General features: G+C 66.2%; 27 protein-coding genes. 13 read left to right on the forward strand and 14 right to left on the reverse strand.

All coding sequences use genetic code 11. The features are described from left to right. The first annotated feature begins 55 nt into the window (after window positions 1–55). Both rpsA and ihfB read left to right on the forward strand, forming a co-directional pair. Window positions 56–1,738, forward strand: coding sequence for a 30S ribosomal protein S1 (gene rpsA, locus Atep_RS08110; RefSeq protein WP_213377765.1), 1,683 nt, complete (start codon window positions 56–58; stop codon window positions 1,736–1,738). An 86-nt stretch (window positions 1,739–1,824) separates the two neighbouring features. Continuing rightward, on the forward strand, window positions 1,825–2,187 hold the full coding sequence (gene ihfB / locus Atep_RS08115; protein ID WP_213377767.1) for an integration host factor subunit beta: 363 nt from the start codon (window positions 1,825–1,827) through the stop codon (window positions 2,185–2,187). A gap of 79 nt (window positions 2,188–2,266) precedes the next feature. Here the strand turns inward: ihfB and phoR are convergent, their stop codons facing one another. After that, window positions 2,267–3,628, reverse strand: coding sequence for a phosphate regulon sensor histidine kinase PhoR (phoR, locus tag Atep_RS08120; RefSeq protein ID WP_213377774.1), 1,362 nt, complete (start codon window positions 3,626–3,628; stop codon window positions 2,267–2,269). Between the two features lie 35 nt (window positions 3,629–3,663). Continuing rightward, window positions 3,664–4,350, reverse strand: a complete 687-nt coding sequence (phoB, locus tag Atep_RS08125; protein ID WP_213377779.1) for a phosphate regulon transcriptional regulator PhoB — start codon at window positions 4,348–4,350, stop codon at window positions 3,664–3,666. 219 nt (window positions 4,351–4,569) lie between these two features. Between phoB and Atep_RS08130 the strand changes: the two genes are divergently transcribed. The 4 genes from Atep_RS08130 (at window position 4,570) to Atep_RS08145 (ending at window position 6,689) form a co-directional block, all read left to right on the forward strand. Next, window positions 4,570–5,136, forward strand: a complete 567-nt coding sequence (locus Atep_RS08130) for an NUDIX hydrolase (protein WP_213377787.1) — start codon at window positions 4,570–4,572, stop codon at window positions 5,134–5,136. A gap of 97 nt (window positions 5,137–5,233) precedes the next feature. Then, the gene (locus tag Atep_RS08135; protein WP_213377794.1) at window positions 5,234–5,692 is read left to right on the forward strand and encodes a hypothetical protein; all 459 of its coding nucleotides are present in this window, start codon (window positions 5,234–5,236) and stop codon (window positions 5,690–5,692) included. A 39-nt stretch (window positions 5,693–5,731) separates the two neighbouring features. Next, entirely contained in the window at window positions 5,732–5,989 is a 258-nt protein-coding gene (locus Atep_RS08140) for a DUF6489 family protein (protein ID WP_213377796.1), read from the forward strand. Between the two features lie 106 nt (window positions 5,990–6,095). Further along, entirely contained in the window at window positions 6,096–6,689 is a 594-nt protein-coding gene (locus Atep_RS08145; RefSeq protein WP_236786063.1) for an Lcl C-terminal domain-containing protein, read from the forward strand. Here the strand turns inward: Atep_RS08145 and purN are convergent. Continuing rightward, window positions 6,674–7,345 (reverse strand): phosphoribosylglycinamide formyltransferase, encoded by a 672-nt coding sequence (gene purN / locus Atep_RS08150; RefSeq protein WP_213377800.1) that lies wholly within the window; start codon window positions 7,343–7,345, stop codon window positions 6,674–6,676. The genes Atep_RS08145 and purN overlap by 16 nt on opposite strands. Then, entirely contained in the window at window positions 7,335–8,405 is a 1,071-nt protein-coding gene (gene purM / locus Atep_RS08155) for a phosphoribosylformylglycinamidine cyclo-ligase (RefSeq protein ID WP_213377801.1), read from the reverse strand. Before purM ends, purN begins: the two co-directional genes overlap by 11 nt. An 82-nt stretch (window positions 8,406–8,487) precedes the next feature. Between purM and Atep_RS08160 the strand changes: the two genes are divergently transcribed. Beyond that, window positions 8,488–9,054 carry a CDP-alcohol phosphatidyltransferase family protein gene (locus Atep_RS08160; RefSeq protein ID WP_419466817.1) on the forward strand — a complete coding sequence of 189 codons (567 nt, stop codon included), beginning with the start codon at window positions 8,488–8,490 and terminating at the stop codon, window positions 9,052–9,054. Window positions 9,055–9,057: 3 nt separating this feature from the next. Here the strand turns inward: Atep_RS08160 and hda are convergent, their stop codons facing one another. Next, complete coding sequence (gene hda, locus Atep_RS08165) at window positions 9,058–9,780, reverse strand: DnaA regulatory inactivator Hda (RefSeq protein WP_213377803.1); 723 nt, start codon at window positions 9,778–9,780, stop codon at window positions 9,058–9,060. Window positions 9,781–9,801: 21 nt separating this feature from the next. Beyond that, on the reverse strand, window positions 9,802–10,392 hold the full coding sequence (wrbA, locus tag Atep_RS08170; protein WP_213377804.1) for an NAD(P)H:quinone oxidoreductase: 591 nt from the start codon (window positions 10,390–10,392) through the stop codon (window positions 9,802–9,804). A gap of 179 nt (window positions 10,393–10,571) precedes the next feature. Between wrbA and Atep_RS08175 the strand changes: the two genes are divergently transcribed. Then, window positions 10,572–10,862 (forward strand): acylphosphatase, encoded by a 291-nt coding sequence (locus Atep_RS08175; RefSeq protein WP_213377806.1) that lies wholly within the window; start codon window positions 10,572–10,574, stop codon window positions 10,860–10,862. Window positions 10,863–10,874: 12 nt separating this feature from the next. Here the strand turns inward: Atep_RS08175 and Atep_RS08180 are convergent, their stop codons facing one another. Then, a complete protein-coding gene (locus Atep_RS08180) occupies window positions 10,875–11,660 on the reverse strand; it encodes a metallophosphoesterase (RefSeq protein ID WP_213377808.1) in 786 nt (261 codons plus the stop codon). Between the two features lie 374 nt (window positions 11,661–12,034). Between Atep_RS08180 and Atep_RS08185 the strand changes: the two genes are divergently transcribed. Continuing rightward, a complete protein-coding gene (locus tag Atep_RS08185; RefSeq protein ID WP_213377809.1) occupies window positions 12,035–12,628 on the forward strand; it encodes an EF-hand domain-containing protein in 594 nt (197 codons plus the stop codon). Here the strand turns inward: Atep_RS08185 and Atep_RS08190 are convergent. From Atep_RS08190 to grxC, 4 genes are read right to left on the reverse strand one after another with little or no spacing between them, the layout of a single operon-like run. Next, window positions 12,614–13,471 (reverse strand): SDR family NAD(P)-dependent oxidoreductase, encoded by an 858-nt coding sequence (locus tag Atep_RS08190; protein ID WP_213377819.1) that lies wholly within the window; start codon window positions 13,469–13,471, stop codon window positions 12,614–12,616. The genes Atep_RS08185 and Atep_RS08190 overlap by 15 nt on opposite strands. 6 nt (window positions 13,472–13,477) lie before the next feature. Beyond that, entirely contained in the window at window positions 13,478–13,930 is a 453-nt protein-coding gene (locus Atep_RS08195) for a hypothetical protein (protein WP_213377821.1), read from the reverse strand. A gap of 22 nt (window positions 13,931–13,952) precedes the next feature. Beyond that, window positions 13,953–14,369 (reverse strand): RNA-binding S4 domain-containing protein, encoded by a 417-nt coding sequence (locus Atep_RS08200; protein ID WP_213377823.1) that lies wholly within the window; start codon window positions 14,367–14,369, stop codon window positions 13,953–13,955. Next, window positions 14,362–14,628 (reverse strand): glutaredoxin 3, encoded by a 267-nt coding sequence (gene grxC / locus Atep_RS08205; RefSeq protein ID WP_176977068.1) that lies wholly within the window; start codon window positions 14,626–14,628, stop codon window positions 14,362–14,364. Before grxC ends, Atep_RS08200 begins: the two co-directional genes overlap by 8 nt. 117 nt (window positions 14,629–14,745) lie before the next feature. Here grxC and pepN point away from each other — a divergent pair, with 117 nt between their 5' ends. The 4 genes from pepN (at window position 14,746) to Atep_RS08225 (ending at window position 21,330) form a co-directional block, all read left to right on the forward strand. Then, entirely contained in the window at window positions 14,746–17,382 is a 2,637-nt protein-coding gene (gene pepN / locus Atep_RS08210) for an aminopeptidase N (RefSeq protein WP_213377829.1), read from the forward strand. Next, complete coding sequence (gene lptF / locus Atep_RS08215; protein ID WP_236786065.1) at window positions 17,379–18,524, forward strand: LPS export ABC transporter permease LptF; 1,146 nt, start codon at window positions 17,379–17,381, stop codon at window positions 18,522–18,524. The genes pepN and lptF overlap by 4 nt, the downstream gene beginning before the upstream one ends. 84 nt (window positions 18,525–18,608) lie before the next feature. Next, window positions 18,609–20,123 carry an amidophosphoribosyltransferase gene (gene purF, locus Atep_RS08220; RefSeq protein WP_213377831.1) on the forward strand — a complete coding sequence of 505 codons (1,515 nt, stop codon included), beginning with the start codon at window positions 18,609–18,611 and terminating at the stop codon, window positions 20,121–20,123. Next, window positions 20,101–21,330, forward strand: a complete 1,230-nt coding sequence (locus Atep_RS08225; protein WP_213377841.1) for an O-succinylhomoserine sulfhydrylase — start codon at window positions 20,101–20,103, stop codon at window positions 21,328–21,330. The genes purF and Atep_RS08225 overlap by 23 nt, the downstream gene beginning before the upstream one ends. Window positions 21,331–21,427: 97 nt before the next feature. Here the strand turns inward: Atep_RS08225 and Atep_RS08230 are convergent, their stop codons facing one another. From Atep_RS08230 to Atep_RS08240, 3 genes are all read right to left on the reverse strand, one after another. Next, a complete protein-coding gene (locus Atep_RS08230; protein WP_213377843.1) occupies window positions 21,428–22,222 on the reverse strand; it encodes a hypothetical protein in 795 nt (264 codons plus the stop codon). Between the two features lie 329 nt (window positions 22,223–22,551). Next, complete coding sequence (locus Atep_RS08235) at window positions 22,552–22,992, reverse strand: hypothetical protein (RefSeq protein WP_213377845.1); 441 nt, start codon at window positions 22,990–22,992, stop codon at window positions 22,552–22,554. Then, the gene (locus Atep_RS08240; RefSeq protein WP_213377847.1) at window positions 22,993–23,544 is read right to left on the reverse strand and encodes a chemotaxis protein CheW; all 552 of its coding nucleotides are present in this window, start codon (window positions 23,542–23,544) and stop codon (window positions 22,993–22,995) included. Between the last annotated feature and the right edge of the window lies 1 nt (window position 23,545).

Below are 23,545 nucleotides of genomic sequence, written 5' to 3' on the forward strand. Positions count from 1 at the left end.
CCCCTCGTCCCGGATGGGGCGGGTCAGCGCGCCATTCTCAGGATACTTGGATCTCATGACCGAAAGCTTCGCCGAACTCTTCGAACAAAGTCTTAACACCACCCAGCTCCAGCCGGGTACCATCGTCGTCGGCACCGTCATCGACATCACTGCCGACAACGTCGTGATCAATGCCGGACTCAAGTCCGAAGGCATCATCCCCCGCAATCAATTCCTCAGCCCCGAGGGCGAGCTGGAAGTGGCGATCGGCGACGAGGTCGAAGTGGCCCTCGACGCCGTCGAAGACGGCTTCGGCGTGACCCGGCTGTCGCGTGAGAAGGCCAAGCGCTTCGCCGCCTGGGACTATCTGGAGAAGGCGTTCGAGAAGGCCGAGACCGTCAAGGGTCTCATCAACGGCAAGGTCAAGGGCGGCTTCACCGTCGATCTGGGCACGGTGCGCGCCTTCCTGCCCGGCTCGCTGGTCGACGTGCGTCCGGTGCGCGACACCACCTATCTCGAAGGCAAGGAACAAGAGTTCAAGGTCATCAAGCTCGACCGCAAGCGCAACAACGTGGTGGTCTCACGCCGCGCCGTGGTCGAGGAAGAGTACAGCGCCGAGCGCGAGCAGCTGCTCAAGAACCTGGAAGAGGGCATGGAAGTCAAGGGTGTGGTCAAGAACCTCACCGACTACGGCGCCTTCCTCGATCTGGGCGGCATCGACGGTCTGCTGCACATCACCGACATGGCCTGGCGTCGCGTCAAGCATCCGTCCGAAGTGGTCGAGATCGGCGACGAGATCACGGTCAAGGTGCTCAAGTTCGACCGCGACCGTCAGCGCGTCTCGCTCGGCCTCAAGCAGATGGGTGAGGATCCGTGGGTCAACATCTCGCGTCGCTATCCCGAGGGTACCCGCGTCTTCGGTAAGGTCACGAACATCGCCGACTACGGCTGCTTCGTCGAGATCGAGGAGGGCGTCGAGGGTCTGGTGCACGTCTCCGAGATGGACTGGACCAACAAGAACATCCATCCCTCCAAGGTCGTCAACCTGGGCGACGAGGTCGAGGTCATGGTGCTGGACATCGACGAGGAGCGTCGCCGCATCTCGCTCGGCATCAAGCAGTGCGCCATGAATCCCTGGGAAGAGTTCGCCGCGACCCACAAGAAGGGCGATCACGTCTCCGGCAAGATCAAGTCGATCACCGACTTCGGTATCTTCATCGGTCTGGACGGCGGCATCGACGGCCTGGTGCACCTCTCCGACATCTCCTGGGAGGAGGCCGGCGAGAACGCCCTGCGTCGTTACAAGAAGGGCGATGAACTCGAAACCGTGGTGCTGTCGGTCGATCCCGAGCGCGAGCGCATCTCGCTCGGCGTCAAGCAGCTCGACAAGGATCCCTTCTCCAGCTTCGTCGCCCTGCACGAGAAGGGCAGCGTCGTGACCGGCGTGGTCGCCGAGGTCGATGCCAAGGGCGCGACCATCACGCTCGGCGACGGCGTCGAGGGCTATCTGCGCGCCTCCGAGATCTCGCGTGACCGCGTCGAGGACGCACGCACCGTGCTCAGGGTCGGCGAGGCGATCGAGGCCAAGTTCCTGGGCGTCGACCGCAAGAACCGCACCCTGTCGCTGTCGATGAAGGCCAAGGATGCCGAGGAAGAGCAGACCGCGATCAAGGGTTATTCGCGCGACGCCGCCGGCGCCGCCACCACGCTCGGCGACCTCCTCAAGGAGCAGATGGAAGAGGCTCAGCGCGGCAACTGAGGCCGAGGTCGTCTTCCGGACCATGAGGAGACGGGGACCGCGCCGCCACGGGGCGGTCCCCGATCGATTTTTCCAGGAGTCGCCCCATGACGAAATCGGAGCTGATCGACATTCTGGCCGCCGAGCAGGACCATCTCCCCTACAAAGACGTCGAGGAAGCGGTCAGAAAGATCCTCGAACGCATGAGCACAGCGCTCGCCACCGGAGAGCGGATCGAGATCCGGGGTTTCGGCAGTTTCTCGCTGCACTACCGTCCGCCACGTCTTGGGCGCAATCCCAAGACGGGTGAGTCGGTCGCCCTGGCCGCCAAGTACGTCCCTCACTTCAAGCCGGGCAAGGAACTGCGCGATCGCGTCAATCTGGCGTTCCGGAATTCACAATCGTCCGCTTCAGCCGCTGCGTCCGAGGATGACGACGACTGGCCGGCTCCAATGTCGGCTCTCGGCTGATCCTCCCGAGTTTGGCGGTAGGTGCGGCTTAAGCCGCACCTACACACCCACGAAAGACGTTTCTCGGATCGGGCGCTGCTCAGGGCCTATTCGAGCCTGCACTGTCCCGTATCGGAAGTTCATCAACCGGAATCGCATCGCGATCATCCCGGATCAGGGCGCGTTTGCCCGGAAAACGGCAGACGAAGCGCGAGCCGCGTCCAAGCTCGCTGGTGATCCTGAGTCGTCCATCGTGCCGGTTGAGCACATGCTTGACGATGGCCAGTCCCAGACCCGTTCCGCCCGATTCACGCGAGCGCGCGCGGTCGACGCGATAGAAGCGCTCGGTCAGCCGTGGCAGATGCTCGGGCGGGATGCCCGGACCGTCATCGCTGACGCTGAACTCGACTCCATCGATCCCACGCTGCCAGACGATCTGGATGCAGGTGCCGTCGGGCGTGTGCTTGACGGCGTTGAAGACCAGATTGGAGAAGGCGCTGCGCAGTTCGGGCGGACTGCCGAGCAGCAGCAGTGTTTCGTCGACCCGACTCTCGAAGCCATGTCGGCCATTGCTCAGCGCCTGCGCCTCCTGCAGGATCAGATGCAGCTCGTCCGGCACGTCCACCGACTCCTGCTCCTCGGGACTCTCGCGCATCTCCAGCCGTGAGAGCGTCAGCAGATCCTCGATGATCGAGCACATGCGTTCGGTCTGATTGTGCATCAGGGTCAGCGGGCGCCGATGCTGGGCCGGGGTGCCGGGCGCGTCGAGCAGCGCCTCCAGGAACCCGGCGATCACGGTCAAGGGTGTTCGCAGCTCGTGCGAGGCATTGGCGACGAAATCGCGCCGGATCATGTTGAGATGATAGATCTTGGTGATGTCGCGCCCGACCACCAGCCGCTGCTTTTTGCGCTCGCCGAAGGGCGTGATGCGCAGTGAGAGCATGATGGCGCGGTTGTGCTCGGGGGCGATGTCGAGCGGACGCATGTATTCGCCGGCCTCGATGAAGGGCAGGATCTCGGGCTGGGTCAGGATCTCGGTGAGGGGACGCCGGTCGTCCTCCGGCCAGCGCACGTTCATCAGCTTGGTCGCGGCCGGATTGGCCCATTCGACGCGATGCTGTTTGTCGAGGATGACCAGGGCATCGGGCACCGCATTGGCCGCCTCGCGAAAGCGCCGGCTGAAGCGGATCTGACGCTTGCGGCTCTTGCGCCCGCGTTGCTGATAGCGCGCGATCCCGCGATAGACCTCGCCCCAGAGTCCGAGCGGGAAGGGCGGGGCGAGCCGATGCCGGCGCCGGATCAGGAGCGCGAGCCGGATCAGCAGCCAGGGATGACGCAGCAGGGGCGGCAGCAGCACCCAGGGCCAGACCCAGCCCGGATCGACGCCGAGCGCGACCGCGATCAGCCCCAGGGCGACCGGCGCGAGCAGCAGGGCAAGATCCAAAAGCACAGCCTGAGCCAAGTCGCTGCGCACAATCCAGGGAGAAGTCGGGCTGCTCAAGTCTTGTCCGAGAAGCGATAGCCGACGCCGCGCACGGTTTGCAGCAGCCGGTCATGTCCGGTCGGCTCCAGGGCCTTGCGCAGACGACGCACATGCACGTCGACGGTGCGCTCTTCGACATAGACCTGATCGCCCCAGACCTGATCGAGCAGTTGCGAGCGGCTGAAGGCGCGGTCGGCATGGGTCATGAAGAAGTGCAGCAGCCGGTATTCGGTCGGCGCGACCTCGATCGGGCGGCCTTCGGCCGTGACCCGATGCCCGAGATTGTCCATCACCAGCCCGCCGATCTCGATCTCGTCGACGGCCTCGTCCGGTTTGGCGCGCCGCAGCACCGCCTTGACGCGCGCCACCATCTCGCGCGGTGAGAAAGGCTTGGCGATATAGTCGTCGGCGCCGGTGTCGAGTCCCTTGACCCGATCCTCTTCCTCGCCGCGCGCGCTGACCATGATGATCGGGATCGACTTGGTCTTGGGGCTCTGCTTGAGCTGCTGGGCCAGCTCCAGCCCGGAGCGTCCGGGCAGCATCCAGTCGAGCAGGATGAGATCCGGGGTCTCGGTGCTCAACAGCTTGCGCGCCTCGTCGGCGTGACCGGCCTCCATGACGCGGAAGTCCGAACTCTCGAGCGCGAACCGCATCACCTCGCGGATGTCCGGCTCGTCATCGATGACAAGAATGGTGGTCATGGGAATGGACCTGAAGACTGAAATGGAACAGCGTGCCTGCGCTGGAAAGCAAGCGATTTTATTGACGATCGATGACGGTTCCGTGACTGCATGGTCCGAACCGCCCTCGAATCGAGCCGCTGATCTTGTCGAATCCGCGCGGGGGGACTAGTGTAACGCCCTCACGACACGAGAGATGCCCCGCGAATCCGTATCGCGCGCATCGAGGAGATTCCGAAGATGAGTGAAGGCGAGATCCTGAAACGCGAACCGATCTATCAGGGCAAGGTCATCGAGGTCGCCGTCGAGACGGTCGAACTCCCCGACGGCAGTCAGGTCGACCTGGAGATGGTGCGCCATCCGGGCGGCGCGGCGGCCGTGGCGCTCGACGAGCAGGAGCGCGTCTGTCTGCTGCGTCAATTCCGCCACGCGGCCCGAGGCTGGATCTGGGAGCTGCCGGCGGGCCGTCTCGACCCTGGCGAGACCCCGCTGTCGACCGCGCGCCGCGAGCTGGCCGAGGAAGCCGGCGTGCAGGCCGACGACTGGATCGATCTCGGTCCGATGTACAGCTCGCCCGGTATCTTCGACGAGGTCATCCATCTGTGGCTGGGGCGCGGCCTGACCGAACTGCCGCACGCCCACGAGCACGGCGAGGTGATCGAGATCCACTGGATGCCGTTGAGCCAAGCGCTCGACTGGTGCGACGACGGCACCATCACCGACGGCAAGACCCTGGTCGGACTCTATCGCGCCGGCGCCTATCTGCGCAGTCAGGCCGAGATGCTCTCGGAGGATCCGGGGTGTTGAGTGTCCGCATTGCTGTTCGCGGTCCGACGGACGTAGATTTGCACGCTTGGCGTGCAGAGTGCGCTACCACCGGCAATAGAGGCTCGACAGTTACTCGATGACACTCGATAGAGACACAGGTGAGCCGGACTGGGACACCCCCCTGTCCCTGACGCTCACGCCCGGACTGCTCATCCATGCCCTCATGTCCACGGCCGGCGCGGTCCATACCGGCTGGAGCAGTTGTATCGACGAGACTCTGGTACTCACCAACCAGGTCGCCATGGACGATCAGGCCGGTCACTATGTCCGGCTGGTCGAACAGGAGTTCGTCGAGGACGACCGGCCGGACATGGTCTGGCACGACTGGACGCTGGAGGTTCGCATCGGCTCGGTGCTGACCACCGGGCACTGGCAGTTTCCGGCCACCTCGCATCCGTCGGAGTGGGACTGGAACGCCCGCGAGGCCGAGCGCGCCTTCGAGCGCGCCTGCGTCCTGATCGGTCGGCGCGTGCGGCGCGGCATCCGGGTCGAGGAACCGATCCTGGACGACATGCCGCGCGCGCGCCGTCACTGAGCCGGTCCAGCCGGCTCGTCACCCACCGGAGAGGCTCTCATGAAGGTCACGGTCGATTTCGACATCACACCCGAGGAAGTGCGCAAGCTCTTCGGTCTCCCGGACGTCGAAGCCTTTCAGCGTCAGATCATGGACGACATCCGCGAACGCATGATCGCGGGCGTCGAGGGCTATGATCCGCTCAAGCTCTTCCAGCCCTACATGGCCGGAACCCTCGCGTCCTGGGATTATTTCCAGAAACTCATGACGAGTCTCCCGGCCTCCGGCTCCAAGACGGATGAGGACAAATCCAAATAGTGCTCGTGTCGGTCGGAGCGCGCACATGCGGCTGAAGTCTCGGTTTTTTCGCACGTTCCCAGGTTCCCGCCTGGGAGCGCGCAAGGAACCGGGGCGACTCTTGGTCATGCCGCTGGTCCTGCTGACCGGCGTGGCGGTCGCTCAGGACTGTGTCGACTGGGACACGGCCCCTATACCCGATTCGCGCTACATCCAGATCCGGAACGGCACGGTCTACGATCGGAGCACGGGCCTGATGTGGAAGCAATGTCCCGAGGGTGCGGCCGGGGTCGGCTGTACGATGGGTGAACCGCAGGCCTTCAAGCTGGAGGAGGCGAAGCGTCGTGCGCGTGAATGGCGCTTCGCCGGTTATGCCGACTGGCGCCTGCCGACCCAGGACGAACTGCGCTCCCTGCTGGTGCGACGCTGCTATGGCGTCGGCATCGACGGCGTCACCTTTCCGCGCACACCGGCGGGCCGCTTCTGGACCTCAGACCCGGCGACCTATTATCCGGACAGCGCCTGGACGCTCGACTTCCGCCGCGGTCATCTGGGCTATGGCACCAGGCGCGATGCCTTCTATGTCCGACTGGTGCGGGATGCCGAGGCCTGCTCGCCGGAGCGCCCCGCGACCTGTCTGCCTTACAGCGAACGGCGCCTCGAACCGCATGACGGTCGTGAGCCGGGAACGGAAGACGCTGACGATCAGGTCAGCCCCTGACCCGGATCGAGCCGGCGCGGCTCGTCCAGCACCTCGCCATCGAGATGGGGACGTCCATCCGCCTCCAGCCGTAGCCGGCCCTCGGCGAACCAGCGCACCACGGTCGGATAGATGACGTGCTCCTGCTTCAGCACCCGCGCGGCCAGCGTGCCTGGGTCGTCTCCGGGCAGCACGGGTACGCGCGCCTGGAGCACCACGGGGCCGCCATCCAGTTCAGCCGTGACGAAATGCACGCTGGCGCCGTGCTCGGTGTCGCCGGCCTCGAGCGCGCGTTTGTGGGTGTTTAGTCCCTGATACCTGGGCAGCAGGGATGGATGGATGTTGAGCAGCCGCCCGCGATAGTGCTCGACGAAGGCCGGCGTCAGGATGCGCATGAAGCCGGCCAGCACCACCAGCCCCGGATCATGGCCATCGATCGCCGCCGCGAGGGCACTGTCGAAGCCGGCACGATCCGGATAGTCGCGGTGGTTCAGAACCTCGGTCGCAATGCCGTGACGACGCGCGCGCTCCAGCCCGAAGGCGTCAGGCTCGTTGCTGATGACGGCAAGGATCCGGAACGGCGCCCCCTGTTCCTGGGCGTCGATCAGGGCCTGGAGATTGCTGCCGCTACCGGAGATGAGCGCGACGACCGACAGCGGCGCGCGTTCAGACGGCATGGACACCGCCCTGATAGACGACACAGGGCTCGCCCTCGGTCGCTTCGATCCGGCCGATGACCCAGGCGGTCTCGCCCTGCGCGCGCAGATGGGCCAGCGCGGTCTCGACGTCCTCCGCCGCCACGCACACCACCATCCCGACGCCGCAGTTGAAGGTCCGCAGCATCTCGGCCTCGGCGATGCCGCCCTGGGTCTGGAGCCAGTCGAATACGGCCGGACGGGTCCAGGAGTCCGGATCGATGCATGCCTGAGTGCCGTCCGGCAGCACGCGCGGCAGGTTCTCGGTCAGACCGCCGCCTGTGATGTGTGCCAGGGCATGGACGTGCTGCGCACCGATCAGCGACAGCACCGAGCGCACATAGATGCGCGTCGGCGCCAGCAGCGCCTCGCCCAGCGTCGTTTCACCCAGGGCCTGACGCAGATCCGCGCCGCTGGTCTCGATGACCTTGCGGATCAGCGAATAGCCGTTGGAATGCGGCCCGGAAGCCGCGAGCGCGATCAGCCGATCGCCCGGCCTGACCCGCGAGGGCTGGATGATGGCGTCCTTCTCGACGATGCCGACGCAGAATCCGGCCAGATCATAGTCGCCCGCGCCATAGAGTCCGGGCATCTCGGCCGTCTCGCCGCCGGTCAGGGCGCAGCCGGCCAGCTCGCAGCCGCGCGCGATGCCGCTGACGACGGTCGCCGCGACCTCGACGTCCAGGTGCGCGGTGGCATAGTAGTCGAGGAAGAACAGCGGCTCGGCCCCGCTGACCAGGATGTCGTTGACGCACATGGCCACCAGATCGATGCCGATGGTGTCGTGACGGCCCAGCTCGATGGCGAGCTTGAGCTTGGTGCCCACGCCGTCGGTGCCCGAGACCAGTACGGGATGACGGAACCGCTCCAGCGGCAGTTCGAACAGAGCCCCGAACCCGCCCAGCCCGTCGAGCACGCCGGGGCGGCGCGTGGCGGCGGCCAGGGGCTTGATACGCTCGACGAGTCGGGCGCCGGCGTCGATGTCGACACCGGCCGAGCGGTAACTGAGGGCAGTGGATGGGGTCGGGGAATCCTGCGGCACGCGATGGCTCCAGTCTTGACGAATCGAGGTACGCTAGTATACCTGCCATCTCTTGTCGGTGCGTTCCGTAGGCGTCGGTGCCATGAGTCTCTTGAAGCCCAGTGATATCCCCAACATCATCAGCGTGATTCGGCTGATCACCGTGATTCCGGTGGTCTATCTGCTCGTGGTCCACGAATTCGGCTGGGCCCTGGTCCTGTTCGCCGCCGCCGGGATCTCCGACGGACTCGACGGCTTTCTGGCCAAGCGTTATCACTGGCAGAGCCGGCTCGGCGGTCTGCTCGACCCGCTGGCCGACAAGACCCTGCTCGTGTGCTGCTTCCTGGTGCTCGGCGCGCATGGACTCATCCCGCTGTGGCTGGTGCTGGCGGTGATCTTCCGCGATCTGGTCATCGTCAGCGGCGCCTTGCTCTACAACTACCGGGTCGCCGAGGTCGAGGCGGCGCCCATACTTATGAGCAAGGTCAACACGGCCCTGCAGATCCTGCTGGTCGTGGCCGTCATTCTCGACGCCGGGGTCATGGATCTGCCGGAGATCTCGATCGCCGCGCTGATCTGGGCCTGCCTGATCACCGTGGTGGTCAGCGGCACGCAATACGTCTGGATCTGGAGCCGCAAGGCGATCCGCAGCGGCTGGAAGTCGGACTGAGGTTCAGGCGGCGCTCTCGGAGTCCTCCGACCCCTGCATGACGCGACGGACCAGCGGAATGCTCGGCTGGCGCTGTTCGCGCAGGCTGAGGCTGTCGAGCCGCGCCAGCAGGTCGAGCAGCGAGGCCGGATCGCGCGCGTGGTGGCTCATGATGAAGCGCACCAGCTCCGGGGTCAGCCGCATCCCGCGTTCGCGCGCCGCTTCGAGCAACAAGTGTTCGCAGTCGAGATCCGACAACGGCAGCAGCCGATAACGCGGCCCCCACAGCAGACGCGAGGCCAGATCCGGCAGGCTGAACGGCAGGCTGTCGGGCGCGGCGTCGGCAGCGCCGAGCAGTGAGCGCCCTTGCTCGCGCAGCCGGTTGAAGAGATCGAAGAGGGCACGCTCCCAGACCGGATCACCGACGATGCACTGGATGTCGTCGATCGCCACCAGATCCAGCCGTTCCAGGTTCTCCAGCATCGCCGGATCCAGATCCGCCATCCCGAGCGGCACGAAATGCGCCTGACGCCCGGCGCGCACGACGGCCTGACAGGCGGCTTGCAGCAGATGGGTCTTGCCCGTGCCCTCGGCGCCGAAGAGCAGCAGATAGGGTTCACCCACGCCCCGCGCCATCGCCGCGACGGCATCCAGGGCCTCGGCGTTCGGCCCCGGCCGATAGGACTCCAGGGTCGGCTCGGGTCGCAGTTCGAGCGGCAGATGGAGTTGCGGGGTCGGGCCGTTCAACTCGGGCCTCGCGTATGCGTCTCAGCCCGCGAGCCGGGAGGCCGTGGTCGCCAGACGCCGGCCCAGAGCCTGACAGAGTCGCTTTTCCTCTTCCGTCAGTGGCCGATCGTTCTCGGTCCCCGCCAGATGCGAGGGACCATAGGGCGTGCCGCCGCTCCGGGTATGCAGCAGATCGGTTTCGCTGTACGGCAGACCCATGACCAGCATCCCGTGATGCAGCAGCGGCAGCATCATGCTCAACAGGGTCGCTTCCTGGCCGCCGTGCAGACTGGAGGTCGAGGTGAAGACCCCGGCCGGCTTACCGGCCAGAGCACCGGACAGCCACAGGGTGCTGGTGCCGTCGAGAAAATACTTCATGGCCGCCGCCATGTTGCCGAAGCGCGTCGGACTGCCGAGCGCCAGACCCGCGCAGTCGCGCAGATCCTCGAGGTCCACATAGGGCGCGCCGCCGGCTGGGACGGCCGGTTCGGTGGCCTCGCACACGGCGGAGACGGCCGGCACCGTGCGCAGACGCGCTTCGAGTCCGGCGGCCTCCACGCCGCGCGCGACCTGATGCGCCATCTCGGCGGTGGCGCCGTGGCGGCTGTAATAGAGGATCAGGATATAGCTCATACGTGGGTCCGTCCCGGACGGTGTCGATTGCATGTCCGATGATTTAATCATTCAAAGCCGCGCGCGCCAATCGCTATCCTTGATCCAGGGTCGCGATCTGGTGAGAATCTCCCCCACCATCGAACGCTCCGCCGCCGTCTCGGCGCGCGATCCACGACAATGACGAGGGGGATTCAACGATGGACGAGCGAGCCGCCGAGCACCGGGTCTGCTATCGCTGTGTGGTCGCCGGGCGTGTCCAGGGTGTCTTCTTCCGCGCCTCGACGCGCGAGCAGGCGATGCGACTGGGCGTGACCGGCTATGCGCGCAACCTGAGCGATGGGCGTGTCGAGGTGCTGGCCTGCGGTGAGGCGGCCGCCGTGGCGCAACTGCGCGACTGGCTGCGAATCGGGCCGGCCATGGCCGAGGTGACGGGCGTGGCCTGCGAGCCTCTGGACTACCAGGGCCGGCCGGGATTCGTCATCGACTGAGCGACGGCCTCGTCAGTATCCGCCCACCAGGTGGAGCGGCATCTCCGCGTACTGTTCGAGCCGCACGACCTGGGTTTCGAGGCGGCCGTCCGGGTAGAGCCTGAGTTCACGATAACCGGGCGGGATCTCGTCGATCGCGAAATCCGGGCTTCCGGGCGTGAATTGAAAACAGGTCGAGGGCGCGCCCAGGAGCAGACAGTCTCTATGCCGTGCCGAAAAGTCCTGATGGATATGGCCGAAGAGGACGGCCTTGATCTGGGCGTGACGTTCGCAAAGAGTGAGTAGTTCGGCGCCGTTAGCGACCCCGATCCGGTCGATCCAGGTACTGCCGATGGCCGCCGGATGGTGGTGCAGGGCGATGAGCGCGGGAGCCTGTTCATCGGCCAGCAGCTCGGCGAGTCGGACGAGCTGGGTCTGCGTCAAGTATCCGCCATCGCTGTCGGGAGTGCTCGAGTCGAGCAGGATCAGGTTCCAGCGCCCGAGCCGACGCAGCGCCACGGAGCCGGGCGCCGCCGAATCCAGGTGCTCCGTCATCAGGGCCGGGATGTCGTGGTTGCCGCCGATGCAATAGTGCGGAACCCCGATTCTCCTGAGCCGCTCGCGCAGATAACGATAGCCCGCCGGGGTCTCGTCGTGCACCAGGTCGCCGGTCAGGAGCAGGGCGTCGGGCGGCGGGTTGCCGGACAGCGCCAGCGTCAGGACGGACTCGAAGCTGCGGCGCGTCGTGATGCCCAGCAGTTGCCCGCCCGGATCGCCGAAGAGGTGGGGGTCGGTCAGTTGCAGAAGACGAAGCGGCATCATGGATTCCCCGGCCATGGCGTGGATCTGTCGCGAACGGGATTGACGCACTGAGCGGAAAGGATTGTGTTGCGGCATGTTCGGTTCCGGTCGTGGCTGTCCAATGGCGTTTCATCGAGGCCGGTCATCCATGCGTGTCTTTTTAACAGTCCACGCGGCTGTTTGTGATGACGCCGTTCACAATACTCGAATGATGCACGATGCCGGTGGGTGAGAATCGTGAAGCCGTTCACATCTCGATCGCCTGCCGCGCGCGCTCGAACTGGCCCGACGCTTGCTGATCATGGGTGACGAACCGCCTGGGGTCGAATGATCGCTCCGATCATCGCGCCCCTGGGCGATCCTGCACCCTCAGCCGTCGGGAGTTTGACAAGATGAGTATCAGCACGATCACGAGCGGCATTGGCGACATCGGCTCCAAGCTCTATGGAGCGTCGAGCGCCATCACCCGCGACTACCAAGAGCGAACCCAGACCCTGGAGCGGGTCTTCTCCAGCCTGGACTCCGAGGGCAAGGGCTATCTCGATGCCGACGACTTCGAGACCGCCTTCGCGGCGCTGGGGCTCGGTGAGTCCGAGGATGAGTCCGACGGAAACTTGACGCTGCCGGGCGTCGAGGACGTGGTCGCCGCGCTGGACATGGACGGTGACGGCAAGGTCAGTTCGAACGATCTCACCGAGGGCATGCGCTCGCTGACCGACAGTCTCTCGTTCCTGCAAGGGCGTGCCGAGGTGCTGGGCGCCGAGGCGATGAAGTTTGCGCAGACGTTCAACAGTCAGTTCGCCGACGAGGAGGCCGAGGCACAGCAGGCCACGGATTCGGCCGCGACAGCCGCGGCCGAATCCGTCAGCCGCGAACAGACCCGGCCCGACCTGTTCGTGATGCGGCGCGTCATGCATCTCATGGACGCCTATGGCTCGTCCTATCGCTCCAATGAGTCCGGCGATTCGCTGTCACTGGTGGCCTGATGCGTCCTGAAGGCCGGTGGCGGCCAGACTCAGCGCCCAGACACGCCGGTTCATCTCGGGATCGCGTGCCTGGGGCGGTGCCTGGATCGGTCGTCCATTCCAGAGATAGGCGCCGGCGACCTGCGCCAAGGAGTCGTCGACGGCCAGCCGCAGTACGCCCCGCGCGGCGCGCTCGGGCGTGGGCAGCGCCCAGCCGATCAGCCGGTCGACCAGCCGCCAGAACAGCCCCTGAGCGCCATCCGTGCCGCCGAGATTGGAGCGGAAGACGCCCGGAAAGACACAGTTGACCCGCACGCCCGTACCCGCGAGCCGTCGCGCCAGCTCGAAGGTGAAATGCAGGTTGCCGAGCTTGGACTGACCATAGGCCGCCATCATCCGATAGGGACGCCGCTCCCAGTTCCAGTCGTCGAGATCCATCGCGGTGTTCATGCGCGTGCCGACATTGATGATCTGCGCCGGCGCGCTGGCGGTCATGCGCTCGAGCAGGAGCTGGGTGAGCAGGAAGGGCGCCAGATGATTGACGGCCAGGGCGCGTTCGATCCCGTCGGGACTCGGACGCCGCTCGCGGAAGGCGGTGCCGGCGTTGTTGACCAGCAGATGCAGGGCGTCGAAGTGCTCCAACACGGATTCGGCCAGGGCGCGCACCTCGGCCTGACTGGCCAGATCGGCGACGAAGAGCTGGAGATGCGGATTGCCGGTGGCGGACCGGATCTCGGCCAGAGCCGCCTCACCGCGCGCGCAATCCCGCGCGACCAGACCCACGCGCCAGCCGGCGGCGGCTAACCCCTGCGCGATGGCGCGACCCAGACCGGAGTTGGCGCCTGTGACGAGTGCTGTCTTCATCGAGCTTCACCGCCCCTGACGTTTGCGTGGCTGATAGTGCGCGACCTCGCGCAGGATGAGCGAATAGGGCAGGGCGTCGAGCGTACCGAACTGCCGGATCGACCCCGCCACCGTGGCACTGATGTCCTCGATGTAGCTGGGGACGGCGATGTCCGGCTCCAAGACCGCGCACAGTCCGCGCAGACCGCCGACCTGGATGCGCATGGACTTGTTGTGGGGCAGGGCGCTGTGGGTGTCGGTCGACTTGAGCGCGAAGCGGGCCTGGCGTCTCAGTGCTTCGAGCAGGGCCAGACAGTCGGCCTGCGCCTGGGCCGAGTCGCACTGCACGCCTTCGCGCTCGGCGATGCAGAACTTACGCGCCAGCGAGCAGCCGCCGCTGCCGGTCAGGATGGTCTTCTCATAGGGACAGACACGCTCGTTGACGGCGCGGTAGGTGTCGCGAAAGGCGTCGTTGTCCATGGTGCGACCCGTGCCCCCCAGCTCAGCCGACCGAGTCGCCGTGTTCGGTGAAGCGCTGGATCTGGCGACGATCGCGCTTGGTGGGACGGCCCTTGCCGTCCGGGATCGCCGAACCGAGTTCACGCCGCTCGCGGACCAGCTCCTGACGCCTGAGCCGGCTGGCCTCGGACTCGGCATAGAGCAGCGCGGCCTCAGCGGCGGGACGGCGCTGCTTGTTGATCGCCAGCACTTCGATCTCCCAGCTCAGGCTCTCCTTGTGGATCTCCAGCCGGCTTCCGGGACGGATCACGCGGCTCGGCTTGACGCGCCGGCCGTCGACATGGACCTTGCCGCCGTTGATGGCCTCGATGGCCAGTTGACGGGTCTTGAAGAAGCGCGCCGCCCACAGCCATTTGTCGAGCCGGATGGCGTCGGCCGGATCGGCGGTGCGCTCAGTCATCGGTGTCGAGTCCGAGGCGTTCGTCGAGTTCGCCCTCCATGTCGAGCAGCGCCATGTCGTCATAGCCGCCGACATGGAAGTCGTCGATGAAGATCTGCGGCACCGTGTGGCGGCCGCTGCGCTCGACCATCTCGGCCATGCGTGCGCGGTCGTGGTCGACCGGGATCTCGGCGAAGTCGACGCCCTTGCGCTTGAGCAGACGCCGCGCGCGGTCGCAGTAGGGGCAGGTTTGGGTCGTGTAGACAGTGACCTGTGGCATGGTGTCCGAACTATTGCGAAGATTGACCTTGGTGTGCGAGCTTCACCCCTGGCTTCGCTTCAGTCAAGTCGTGTCGTTCACACTTCCTTACTCAGACTTAGACGCTCAGGTTGCACCATGTATCGTGAAACTCCGCATCCCATCCATCTCAAGGACTATCGTCCGCCCGAGTTCCTGATCGATCGGGTGGAGCTACGCTTCGAGCTCGATCCCGAGTGCACGCGCGTCGAATCGCGGCTGGCGCTGCGGCGCAATCCGGCGGCGACCCGGGGTGACGGCGATCTGCGTCTGCACGGCGAGCACCTGAAGCTGACGCAGGCGGCCATCGATGGTCATGTCCTGACGCCCGCCGAGTATCGCGTCGACGGCGAGGGGCTGACCCTGCATCGGGTGCCCGACCGCTTCAGTCTGGAGACTTGGGTCGAGATCCATCCCAGCCTCAACACCGCGCTCGAAGGGCTCTACCAGTCCGGCGATCTGCTCTGCACCCAGTGCGAGGCCGAGGGTTTCCGGCGCATCACCTATTTCCTCGACCGACCGGACGTGATGGCGCGCTACACCACCACGCTCATCGCCGACCGGACGCGCTTTCCGGTGCTCCTGTCCAACGGCAACCCGATCGCGCACGCCGAGCTTCCCGACGGTCGTCACAGCGTCACCTGGGACGATCCCTTCCCGAAGCCGAGCTATCTGTTCGCCCTGGTCGCCGGCGACCTGAGTGTGATCGAGGACGGCTTCGTCACCGCTTCGGGACGGGACGTGAAGCTCCGGATCTTCGTCGAGCCGCACAATCTCGACAAGGGCGATCACGCCATGCGTTCGCTCAAGAAGGCGATGCGCTGGGACGAGGAGCGTTTCGGGCGCGAGTACGATCTGGACATCTACATGATCGTCGCCGTCAGCCACTTCAACATGGGCGCGATGGAGAACAAGGGACTCAACGTCTTCAACGACAAGTTCGTGCTCGCCCATCCCGACACCGCGACCGACGTCGATTTCGACGGCATCGAGAGCGTCATCGCGCACGAGTATTTCCACAACTGGACCGGCAACCGCATCACCTGTCGCGACTGGTTCCAGTTGAGCCTGAAGGAAGGCTTCACCGTCTATCGCGATCAGGAGTTCTCATCCGACGTCGGCTCGCGCGCCGTCAAGCGCATCCGCGACGTGCGGACGCTGCGCGCCCATCAGTTCCCCGAGGACGCCGGCCCGCTGGCCCATCCGGTACGTCCCGATTCCTATATCGAGATCAACAACTTCTACACCAACACCGTCTATGACAAGGGCGCCGAGGTGGTGCGGATGCAGGCCGCGCTGCTCGGTCCCGAGACCTTCAGGCGCGCGACCGATCTCTATTTCGAGCGCCACGACGGCCAGGCCGTGACCACCGAGGACTTCGTGCGCTGCATGGAGGACGCGAGCGGTCGCGATCTGACCCGGTTCAGGCGCTGGTACGAGCAGGCCGGTACGCCCGAGCTGCACATCCGGGGCGAGTACGACGCGACGGCCGGCACCTACAGCCTGAGCGTGCGCCAGCAGACACCGGCGACACCGGGGCAGCCGGTCAAACAGCCCTTCCATATTCCGCTGGCCATCGGGCTGCTCGGCGCCGATGGGCACGACCTGCCGGTGTGGCCGGCCGGCGAGTCGGAACCTCCGGCACCCGGTACGCGCCTGCTGGAGCTGACCGAACCCGAGCACAGCTTCACCTTCACAGGTCTGAACGAACGCCCGGTGCCCTCGCTGCTGCGCGGCTTCTCGGCGCCGGTGCGGGTGCATGACGACCTGAGCGACGCCGACCGGATGTTCCTCATGGCCCACGACAGCGACGGCTTCAATCGCTGGGACGCCGCCCAGACGCTGCACGAGCGTCTGCTGCTGGCGCTGACGGCCGATGCGGCGCATCCCATCCCTGAGGACTACATCGCCGCCTGCCGGCGCGCCCTGCGTGACACGACGGCCGATCGGGCGCTGCTCGCCGAGGTGCTGACCCTGCCGAGCGAGACCTATCTGAGCGACCAGATGACGGTGATCGATGTCGACGGGCTCTATCGTGCCCATCGTCAGCTGACGCGCCGGCTCGGCGAGCGGCTGCGCGCCGATCTGCTCGCCGTCCATCACGACAACGCCGAAACCGGACCCTATGTCTTCAGTCCCGAAGCGGTCGGTCGGCGCGCGCTCAAGAATCTGGCGCTGGCCTATCTGGTGCGCGCCGGGGACGAGGAGGGGTTGGCGCTCTGTCGCGCCCAGTTCGAGGCCGCGCACAACATGACCGACGTCATGGCCGCCCTGCGACTGCTGGCCGAACAGGGCGGGGCTGAAGCGGACGCCGCACTCGACACCTTCCATCGACGCTGGGCGGGCGAGTCGCTGGTGCTCGACAAGTGGTTCTCGGTCCAGGCCTCGGCCCCGCGCCCGGATGCCCTGGAACGGGTGATGATGCTCCTGAAACATCCGGATTACAGCGCGCGCAACCCCAACCGCGTGCGCGCCCTGGTCAGCACTTTCAGCAACGTCAATCAGGTCCGCTTCCATGCCGCCGATGGGGCCGGTTATCACTTCCTGGTCGACCGGGTGCTGGAACTCGATCCGGTCAATCCGCTGCTGGCCGCACGCCTGCTCAAGCCGCTGGTGCGCTGGCGCCGGTTCGACCCCGAGCGTCAGACGCTGATGCGGGCCGAGCTGGAGCGCGTGCTGGGCGGGCGTGACCTGTCGTCCGACGTCTTCGAGGTCGTCTCCAAGGCGCTGGCATGATCGGTACCCGAAGCCCCATGCTCGGCCTGATCGATCGCTATCTGTTGCGCGAAGCCGCCAAGGTCTTCTTGGCCATCGTGCTGGTGCTGGTGCTGATCCTCGCCAGCCTGATGTTCCTGCGCACCCTGGAGGAGGTGAACCTCGGCGGTCTGGGCGTGGACGTGGTCTTTCGCTATCTGAGCCTCCAGATCCAGCGCGATGTCTACACCCTGCTACCGCCGGCCTTCTTCCTGGCGATCCTGGTGACACTGGCGCGCCTCTCGCGCGACAGCGAACTGATCGCCATGCAGGCCTGCGGCGTCGGGCCGCCGCGCCTCTATCGCACCTTTCTGATCCTGGCCGTGCCGGTGGCGCTCCTCACCGGCTGGATCGCGCTCGATCTCAAGCCGCGCGCCGCCGCCGGCATCCAGGAGATCCGGCTCCAGCAGAAGGAACAGGCGGCCCAGATCGCCGGACTCCAGCCGGGACGTTTCTATGTCGAACAGCGCGGCGAGGTCGTGGTCTACATCGGCGAGATCGACCGGCGCAAGGCGCTCGGCGACGTCTTCGTCCTCGATCGGCGAGGCGACAGAACGCGCCTGGTGGTGAGCGAGTCGGGCCGCCATCGGATCGAGGACACGAGCGGAGATCATCTCATCACCCTGAACAAGGGCCATCGCTTCGATGGCCAGGCCGGCTCCGGCGCCTATCTGATCGGCGACTTCGAGCAGTACCAGATCCGGCTCGCCGGCGAGGGGCAGACTCGGCGCGCGTCCAGCAAGCGCGCCACCATTCCGACACCGGATCTGATACGCTCGGACGACCTGGCCGACCGTGTCGAACTGGAACATCGGCTCGCCGCGCCGCTCTCCATCCTGACCCTGGTGCTGCTGGCCATTCCCCTGGTCGATCCCTCGCCGCGCCGGCGCGCCACAGGTCGCGTGCTGCTCGCGCTATTGGCCTATTTCAGTTTCTTCAACCTGCAACGGCTTGCCGAAAGCTGGATGGCCACCGGGGTCACACCGGAGTGGATCGGCAGCCTCTGGTATCAGTCGGCGATCCTGGTGTTCGTGCATCTCCTGCTGCTGCCCGAGAGCTTCTGGATCAAGCGGCTGGGGCGGCGACTGCTGGGCGACCGCGCCGCGCGCGTCGAGCCGTCTTGATGGCGCCGTCCGGCTTCGGTTAATCTGCACTGTCCCCAATCACCCGCGCCGGCTCACCCCAATGGCGCGGCCGAGGCTTTATTCATGTGTGGAATCGTCGGAATCGTCGGCCAGGCTCCGGTCAACCAATCACTCTATGACGCGCTGCTCGTCCTGCAGCATCGCGGCCAGGACGCGGCCGGGATCGTCACCTGCGAGGGCGGCAAGCTCCATCTGCGCAAGGACAATGGGCTGGCGCGCGACGTGTTCCAGAACAAGCACATGCTGCGACTGCGCGGCAACATGGGCGTGGGGCATGTGCGCTATCCGACCGCCGGCGCCTCCAGTTCGGCCGAGGCCCAGCCCTTCTACGTCAACTCGCCCCACGGCATCGTACTGGCCCACAACGGCAATCTGACCAATGCCGAGGAACTCAAGCGCGATCTGATCGTCGAGGATCTGCGCCATCTCAACACCGAGTCCGACTCCGAGATCCTGCTCAACATCCTCGCCCACGAGTTGCAGGTCCAGGGCCGGCTACGTATCGACGAGCAGGACATCTTCCGCGCCGTGGCCGGGGTGCACAGGCGCTGTCGCGGCGGTTATGCGGCCGTGGCCATGATCCCCGGCTTCGGCGTCTTCGCCTTCCGCGATCCCCATGGCATCCGCCCGCTGGTCTACGGTCGGCGCGAGACGCCCGAGGGCGCCGAGTACATGATCGCTTCCGAGAGCGTGGCGCTCGACACCAGCGGCTTCGAGCTGGTCGCCGATGTCGCGCCGGGCGAGACGGTGCTGATCACGCTCGACGGCCGGCTCCACACCCGCCAGTGCGCCGCCAATCCGGTGCTTTCGCCCTGCATCTTCGAGTTCGTCTACTTCGCCCGTCCCGATTCCATCATCGACAATATCTCGGTGCACAAGGCGCGCTCGCGCATGGGCAAGAAGCTCGCGGCCAAGATCAAGCGCGAGTGGTCCAACCACGACATCGACGTGGTGATCCCGATCCCGGACACCAGCCGCACCGCCGCGCTGCAACTGGCCAATCAACTCGGCGTTCACTATGCCGAGGGTTTCATCAAGAACCGCTATATCGGCCGCACCTTCATCATGCCGGGCCAGAAGGTGCGCAAGCGCTCGGTGCGCCAGAAGCTCAACGCCATCGACCTGGAGTTCCGCAAGAAGAACGTGCTCCTGGTCGACGACTCCATCGTGCGCGGCACCACCTCGCAGCAGATCATCCAGATGGCGCGCGACGCCGGCGCCCATCGGGTCTATTTCGCCTCGGCCGCGCCGCCGGTACGCTTCCCCAACGTCTATGGCATCGACATGCCGGCGGCCAGCGAGCTGATCGCCCATGGTCGCACCGAGGACGAGGTGGCGCGCGAGCTGGGGGCGGACCGGCTGATCTTCCAGGATCTGGAGGATCTCATCGACGCGGTGCAGAAGAAGGGCAAGTCGCATGTCGACCGTTTCGACGCCTCGGTCTTCGATGGCCAGTACGTGACGGGTGATGTGACGCCCGAGTATCTCCAGGCGCTCGAAGATCGCCGTAACGATGGCGCCAAGGAACAGCGCGCCGCCTGCAGCGAGAGCATCCTTGACCTCCACAACTCCAACTGATCCGCTGTTCGACGACGGGGAGGGCGCGGACGCGCCCGGATTCGCCACGCGCGCCATCCGCGTCGGGCATCGGCGCACCGAGGAAGGCGAGCACAGCGAGCCGATCTTCGCCGCCTCCAGCTTCGTCTTCGCCAGCGCGGCCGAGGCTGCCGCACGCTTCGGCGGCGAGCAGGCGGGCAACATCTATTCGCGCTTCACCAATCCCACGGTGCGCGCCTTCGAGGAGCGCTTGGCGGCACTGGAGGGCGGTGAGTCCTGTGTGGCCACGGCCTCGGGCATGGCGGCGATCCTGGCCGTCTGTCTGGGGCTGCTCAAGACGGGCGACCGCATCCTGGCCGCGCGCAGTCTGTTCGGCAGCACCACCATGCTGTTCGACAAGTATCTGGCGCGGTTCGGCATCCGGACCGACTATGTGCCGCTGAGCGATCTCTCGGCCTGGGACGCGGCGCTGGAGCGCGACGGCGAGCGGCGCACGCGGTTGCTCTTCTGCGAGACGCCGTCCAATCCGCTCACCGAGATGGTCGATCTGCGCGCGCTCGCCGCCATTGCCCATCGGCATGGGGCGCTGTTGGCGGTCGACAACTGTTTCTGCACCCCGGCGCTGCAACGCCCGCTCGAACTCGGCGCCGACATCGTGGTGCATTCGGCGACCAAGTATCTCGACGGTCAGGGGCGCTGTGTCGGCGGGGCCGTGGTGGGGGATCGCAAGCGGGTCGGCGAGGAGGTCTACGGCGTGCTGCGCACCGCCGGCCCGACCCTGAGTCCTTTCAATGCCTGGGTCTTTCTCAAGGGACTGGAGACGCTGGAACTGCGGATGCTGGCCCAGTCACGCGCGGCGGCAGGGCTGGCCGAGTGGTTGCAGCAGCAGCCGGCGGTCGAGCGCGTCCATTATCCGGGGCTGGCGAATCATCCGCAGCACCATCTGGTCGGGTCGCAACAACGCACCGGCGGGGCGATCGTCGCCTTCGAGGTGCACGGCGGTCGCGAGGCGGCTTGGCGGGTGATCGACGCGACGCGGCTGCTGTCGATCACGGCCAATCTGGGCGACGTCAAGACCACCATCACCCACCCGGCGACCACCACCCATGGCCGTCTCACGCCCGAGCAGCGGGCCGAGGCCGGGATCGGCGAGGGGCTGATCCGGGTGGCGGTCGGGCTGGAGGAACCGTCAGACATCCGGGCCGATCTGGCACGCGGACTGGCCTAATCAATGAAGTCCAGCAGGGCGAACAGCAGGATCGCCGGGATGGGATGACGGATCGACCGGGCGGAGACGTTCATCAGCCGATGCAGGCTCCGCCGAACTAGAGTCCCTGCTCGCGACGATAGTCGCGCATCGCCTGATCGGCCGCATCGAGCTGAAGGTCATGGCAGTTCGGTCGCGCATCCATACGTCGGCCGTGCCGGTCGTAATAGACGACGCAGTCGTTCCTGAAGACCGCCTCGGCCTCGCCGTTGCGGCCGATCATGATCTCCGGGGGCGGACCGCCTCTGCCGGGTCCGGGTCGGGCTCCGTATCCGCCGCTGCGCTCGTCACCATACTGATCCCGTCCGCCACGGCCGTATTCGCCTTCATTGCCGCGTCCGCCACCCTGGCCACGTCCCTGTCCGAGCAAATAGGCGTCGACGGCATCCTCGGCACGGCGGCGATCGTTCGAGTTGCAGCGGCTGTCACGGGTGATCAGCGCGCCCTCGCGATCGTAGAGCGCGGTGCAGCCGCTCGGTAGCCGCACCTCCAGCTCGCCGGAGCGACGCGGCACGACCTCGGGCGTATCGCCGCCACTAGAGTCGCCGCCACGGCGGGGCGGGCGGCGATCGTCGTACTGGATCTCGACGACGCGCCGCCGCTGGATCTCGCAGGTCCAGGGATACTTGCGTCCGTCGATATTGGTCTTGCCCTCGACCCGGTAGTTCTTGTCGCCCGGCAGTTGGACGACCTGCTCATCGCGCAGATCGATGAGTCCGTAGTCGCTGCGCAGGCGGGCTTCGCAGTCGCGGATGGCGTCCCTGGTGTCATAGGCGAGGACGGTTCCGGGGACCGCGAGTGTCAGGGCGAGCAGGAGTCGGGTCGGGTTGGCGCTTCGGGGGTTCTGACGCATGATCGTTGAATTCCAGGGGTAGGTCGGATCAAACGGAATGGTGCTGCGCATGATAGCGAAGTCCTTGCCGGAGCGGGTGTCGGAACAGCAGCCGGAGCGGGGTGGCTCGAGGCCGCCGCGTGGAACACGTGTCAGCCGAGGCGATCGGGACTTGACGGTATTCAGGCGCAGCATCAGCAGCGTCATCGGATGTTGCGGCGATTCCCGAAAGCCGTAGTGTTCATAGAACTGCTTGGCGCGCTCGTTGAGCGCATGGACGAGCAATTGTCGATACAACCCGTCATCCCCTTCGCCTTTCGGCCACCACTTGTTTATGAGGATGTCGAACATCACGAATCCGTACCGGCCCGGTGCTCCAAAACGGGCAGGCGCCAGGCATCGAGGATGATCAGGAGCCGCACGCCGGACGGTTCCTCGATCCAGGCCAGGGCGCGGACGCCGTTGGCGCACTGACGCGCGGCCAGCAGGGGTGGGCAGGGCTGGAGCGCACGGACCGGCAGCTCGAAATGGATCACGGGTTCGCCGACGCGCACCAGCCGCCGCCAGTCGGGATGGCGGATTTCGAGCAGACGCTGGCGCGGTGGTTCGGGAGACTCCGGCTGCTGGAGCAGATCGGCCAGACTGGGCGCAGTGGGGTCTTCAGTCAGGTCATGCATGGCGCCGATCTTGGCCGCCTCCAGCGCCAGACACAGACCGGCGCTCTTGCACCGAACCAACGCGATGGATTCCAGCGTCAATGACGGACCGCGTTCGGATTCGCTCGGACGCACTCAGCCCGCCCCGCTCAGATAGTCCCGGAACAGTGCATCGAGATCCAGCAGGAGCACGCTGCGCTCCTCCAGCTGGAAGACACCGCGCGCCACGCGCCGCAGCGGTTCGGGCAGGGTGTCGGGCACCGGCTGGAGACTGTCCTCGGCGACATCCAGCACATCGACCACGCGATCGACCCGCAGTCCACTGCGCATCGGCTCGCCGCCGACCTCGTGTGCCCCCTGGGCCAGCAGGATCGCCCCTTGGCGGCCGGACGCCCCATGCTCGATCCCCAACAGATCCCCCAGACGGATGACCGAGGTGATGTCCCCGCGCACGCTGATGACGCCTTCGAGCGCCGGCGGACAGCCGGGGACGAAATGGATGGTCGACGGCGGCAGGATCTCGCTGACCTGGGATCCCGGCAGCGCCTGGAGCCGCTCGCCGATGGCGAAGACCACCAGCTTGACGGTGGGCGCGTCGACTTCGACCAGGGTCGTCTCGCCACTGCGGCGACGTTCCAGGATCTCGCCCAGCGGATCCTGATCCGGGTGCATGCTGTCGGAGGCCATC

This window comes from Allochromatium tepidum, from assembly GCF_018409545.1.
Taxonomy (GTDB): Bacteria; Pseudomonadota; Gammaproteobacteria; order Chromatiales; family Chromatiaceae; genus Thermochromatium; species Thermochromatium tepidum_A.